The sequence below is a fragment of the Shigella sp. SIG3 genome (genome assembly GCF_053555855.1).
On record NZ_JBQZXE010000192.1, the window covers coordinates 1 to 4,081 of the forward strand.

The following is a 4,081-nucleotide window of genomic DNA, read 5'->3' on the forward strand; positions in this document are numbered from 1 at the left end:
TATTTTTCAATATGTTAAACATTATCAGCGACAACAATAAGCTACGATAACCCACTCTTTTTTGCCCCTTTTTTGCCCCTTATACAGCGTTTTGCCCCATTTTTGCCATCAACAATTTTCCTCATAAAGTCATTTCAAAGCCTAATAGCTGCTCTACTTTTTTCCTCAATATCATGTCGCCAGCAGGAAACAACCTAATCCCTGTTTTAGGCCTCAAAGCTGTTAATGATAATTATTTTCATTTTGTATAGGTTATGCTATAAAACATAGCCGTTGCTATGTTTGTTCTAATTTTGCTCACTATAGGTACTAAATTATGCACTCAATAAAAAAAGTAACCATGCTCTTGGGGTGCCTCGCCCTCACCTGCTCGATCACATTTCAGGCAAGTGCAACTGAAAAATTCAAGGTCATTACAACATTTACCATCATCGCGGATATGGCCAAAAACGTGGCTGGAGATGCTGCAGAAGTCTCATCCATAACCAAGCCTGGTGCAGAAATTCATGAGTATCAGCCTACCCCTGGCGATATTAAACGTGCGCAGGGGGCACAACTGATTCTCGCCAATGGTATGAATCTGGAATTGTGGTTCCAACGCTTTTACCAGCATCTCAATGGGGTTCCAGAAGTAATTGTCTCTTCGGGTGTGACGCCAGTAGGGATCACCGAAGGACCCTATGAGGGCAAACCTAATCCCCATGCATGGATGTCGCCAGATAATGCTCTGATTTACGTCGATAATATTCGTGATGCGCTGATAAAATACGATCCGGCAAATGCACAAACCTACCAACGTAATGCCGATACTTATAAAGCCAAGATTACCCAAACCCTTGCCCCCCTGCGTAAGCAGATTACGGAACTCCCTGAGAATCAGCGATGGATGGTCACCAGTGAAGGGGCTTTTTCTTATCTCGCACGCGATTTGGGGCTAAAAGAGCTTTATCTGTGGCCGATTAATGCCGATCAACAAGGAACACCGCAGCAGGTACGTAAGGTTGTTGATATAGTTAAGAAAAATCATATCCCGGCAGTCTTTAGCGAGAGTACGATTTCCGATAAACCAGCGCGTCAGGTTGCGCGTGAAACCGGCGCACACTACGGCGGTGTGCTCTATGTCGATTCCCTGAGCACAGAAAACGGCCCGGTACCTACGTATATCGACCTTCTTAAGGTTACTACCAGTACGCTGGTACAGGGAATTAAAGCCGGGAAAAGGGAGAAATAATGATGCAATCTGCAGGCATTGTCGTTAATGATGTTACTGTCACCTGGCGTAACGGGCACACAGCACTGCGCGATGCATCCTTCACAGTACCAAGTGGATCTATTGCCGCTCTGGTTGGGGTAAACGGTTCCGGAAAATCGACGTTGTTTAAAGCGATTATGGGATTTGTGCGTCTGACCAGCGGAAAGATATCTGTTCTGGGTATTCCCACGCGACAGGCGCTACAGAAAAACCTGGTTGCCTACGTCCCTCAGTCAGAAGAGGTTGACTGGTCATTTCCTGTACTGGTGGAAGATGTGGTGATGATGGGCCGCTATGGGCATATGGGTATGTTGCGTATAGCCAAAAAGAGGGATCGTCAGATTGTCACCGATGCGCTGGAACGTGTCGATATGGTGGATTTTCGCCATCGTCAAATCGGCGAGCTTTCCGGTGGACAAAAGAAACGCGTCTTTCTGGCGAGAGCGATTGCACAGCAGGGTGATGTGATCCTGCTGGATGAACCTTTTACCGGCGTTGATGTGAAAACCGAAGCGAAAATCATCAGCCTGTTGAGGGAGTTACGCGCGGAAGGCAAAACGATGCTTGTCTCAACGCACAATCTCGGCTCAGTCACGACATTTTGCGATTATACGGTCATGGTCAAAGGCACCGTCCTGGCAAGCGGGCCGACAGACACCACTTTTACAGCCGAGAACCTGGAGCTGGCTTTTAGCGGCGTACTGCGCCATGTCACACTTAACGGCTCGGAAGAAAGCATTATTACTGACGATGAACGCCCTTTTGTGGCACATCGACCGTCAGCGGTGCAGAGGGAAGCAAGATGAACGTGCTACTGGAACCCTTCAGCTATGAATATATGCTCAATGCGATGTGGGTCTCGGCAATGGTCGGCGGTCTCTGCGCTTTCCTGTCATGCTATCTGATGCTAAAAGGCTGGTCGCTGATTGGCGATGCGCTGTCGCACTCTATTGTCCCGGGTGTTGCGGGGGCATATATGCTGGGGCTTCCGTTTTCTCTGGGAGCCTTCTTTTCCGGCGGACTGGCAGCGGGCAGCATGCTGTTTCTTAACCAACGCACCCGCTTAAAAGAAGATGCCATCATCGGCCTGATCTTCTCGTCCTTTTTTGGCCTGGGGCTGTTTATGGTGTCATTGAACCCGACATCCGTGAACATTCAGACCATCGTCCTGGGCAATATTCTGGCAATCGATCCGGCGGATATCCTGCAACTCACTATCATTGGCATTCTCTCGATCATCGTGCTTTTTTTCAAATGGAAAGATCTTATGGTGACCTTTTTCGACGAGAATCACGCCCGTGCTATTGGATTACATCCGGGCAGATTAAAAATCCTCTTCTTCACCCTGCTGTCGGTTTCGACCGTTGCGGCGCTGCAAACGGTTGGTGCCTTTCTGGTGATCTGTCTGGTGGTGACTCCCGGTGCAACAGCATGGTTGTTAACCGATCGTTTTCCCCGCCTGCTCATAATTGCTGTAACTATTGGCAGTGTAACCAGTTTCCTCGGCGCGTGGGTCAGTTACTTTCTGGACGGCGCGACAGGTGGAATCATCGTGGTGGCGCAGACACTGCTGTTTCTTTTAGCATTTGTATTTGCGCCCACCCATGGACTTTTGGCAAATCGTCGGCGTGCGCATAAAGCGCTGGAGGATCGCTCATGATGGCATTATTACTGGAGCCACTGCAGTTCACCTTTATGAGTCACGCACTGCTGATTTCACTGGTAGTTTCCATACCCTGTGCGCTGCTGTCGGTCTTTCTGGTCCTGAAAGGTTGGGCACTGATGGGTGACGCGATGAGTCATGCGGTTTTTCCTGGCATCGTGCTTACCTGGATTCTGGGGTTACCTCTGGCTACAGGGGCATTCGTCGCCGGAGTATTCTGCGCGGTGGCGACGGGATACCTGAAAGACAACAGCCGAATCAAGCAAGATACAGTTATGGGGATTGTTTTTTCTGGCATGTTTGCCGCAGGTCTGATCTTGTATATTGCAATTAAACCAGACGTACATCTTGACCATATTCTTTTCGGCGACATGCTCGGGATAACCATCGGCGATATAATCCAGACGGTGATTATTGCCGGGCTGGTTACACTTGTTATTAGCGTAAAATGGCGGGATTTTTTGCTGTTCAGCTTTGATTATCAACAGGCGCAGGTAAGCGGTTTGCATACGAGATGGCTGCATTATGGGCTGCTGTGCATGGTTTCCCTGACCATTGTGGCGACGCTGAAAGCAGTAGGTATCATTCTCTCTATTTCTCTGCTCATTGCGCCTGGCGCCATTGCAGTACTCCTGACACAACGCTTTCATATTGCGCTCCTACTGGCGACTGGCATATCGGTAATAGTGTCAATGACTGGTGTCTGGCTGTCCTTTTTTATCGACAGCGCACCAGCTCCGACGATTGTCGTCTTATTCGCGGTCGTGTTCATCATGACGTTTACCGTTACCAGCATCAACGCACGCACAAAGGGAAACGCCCATACACAGGATCTGTTATCACCCAATTAGCACAACATCCGAGGACAGCATCGTCCGCCAGCCTACAGAAGTCCGGAAAGCCATGGAAGGTCGTTGGGAGGAGGTACGAATTCTATCATGCAAAAAATACGTAAAATCGATAACGCCTAGAAATCATTCAATACTCGCACTATCGAAAGTTTACCAGCCAACCGCGGCACGTTCCTGCATACGACGTGCCGCAGCTTCTGTTATTCCACGATAAAATTCCTAACCGAATTCAAATCCTTCAGACTATTCAGCTCTTCCTTCAGCTCCCGCTGACGGCGATAAATCTCATCGTTGCGATCGACCTGCGCCTGCACC

General features: G+C 48.9%; 4 protein-coding genes and 1 pseudogene. 4 read left to right on the plus strand and 1 reads right to left on the minus strand.

Annotated features, from left to right (window positions below; translation table 11 throughout):
• Positions 1-316 precede the first annotated feature (316 nt).
• Genes sitA through sitD form a run of 4 tightly spaced genes read left to right on the plus strand, consistent with a single transcriptional unit; the run spans position 317 to position 3,766 of the window.
• On the plus strand, positions 317-1,231 hold the full coding sequence (gene sitA, locus ACUU1I_RS19855; RefSeq protein WP_000555625.1) for an iron/manganese ABC transporter substrate-binding protein SitA: 915 nt from the start codon (positions 317-319) through the stop codon (positions 1,229-1,231).
• On the plus strand, positions 1,231-2,058 hold the full coding sequence (gene sitB / locus ACUU1I_RS19860; RefSeq protein WP_000983722.1) for an iron/manganese ABC transporter ATP-binding protein SitB: 828 nt from the start codon (positions 1,231-1,233) through the stop codon (positions 2,056-2,058). The genes sitA and sitB overlap by 1 nt, the downstream gene beginning before the upstream one ends.
• Positions 2,055-2,912, plus strand: a complete 858-nt coding sequence (gene sitC / locus ACUU1I_RS19865) for an iron/manganese ABC transporter permease subunit SitC (protein WP_001101728.1) — start codon at positions 2,055-2,057, stop codon at positions 2,910-2,912. Before sitB ends, sitC begins: the two co-directional genes overlap by 4 nt.
• The gene (gene sitD, locus ACUU1I_RS19870) at positions 2,909-3,766 is read left to right on the plus strand and encodes an iron/manganese ABC transporter permease subunit SitD (protein WP_000968134.1); all 858 of its coding nucleotides are present in this window, start codon (positions 2,909-2,911) and stop codon (positions 3,764-3,766) included. The genes sitC and sitD overlap by 4 nt, the downstream gene beginning before the upstream one ends.
• A gap of 200 nt (positions 3,767-3,966) precedes the next feature.
• Here sitD and ACUU1I_RS19875 read toward each other — a convergent pair.
• A pseudogene (locus ACUU1I_RS19875) lies at positions 3,967-4,081 on the minus strand (DUF4376 domain-containing protein); the annotation flags it as partial.